Origin of the sequence: Halalkalibacter sp. APA_J-10(15) (assembly GCF_023017105.1) — a bacterium.
Taxonomy (GTDB): Bacteria; Bacillota; Bacilli; order Bacillales; family Bacillaceae_D; genus Halalkalibacter.
This window is the reverse complement of record NZ_JALKEV010000112.1, coordinates 1-220: the sequence shown is the minus strand read 5'-3', so window position 1 is coordinate 220 and position 220 is coordinate 1. Positions and strand designations below refer to the sequence as shown.

At 46.8% G+C, this 220-nt stretch carries 1 rRNA gene; it reads right to left on the bottom strand.

The window, feature by feature from the left end:
• A 5S ribosomal RNA gene (rrf, locus tag MW695_RS23335) occupies positions 1-58 on the bottom strand; the annotation flags it as partial.
• Positions 59-220 lie beyond the last annotated feature (162 nt).

Genomic DNA, 220 nt, shown 5'->3' with positions numbered 1-220 from the left:
GCTTAACGACCGTGTTCGGCATGGGAACGGGTGTGACCTCTTCGCTATCGCCACCGGACTTTGAACATCAGATAACCTTTGTTCACTATATGGTTGAAAGAAAGATTCCTTCAAAACTAGATCATGGATAGGAAACACGTCAGAATTTCTTGGATAAGTCCTCGACCGATTAGTATCTGTCAGCTCCACGTGTCGCCACGCTTCCACACCAGACCTATCA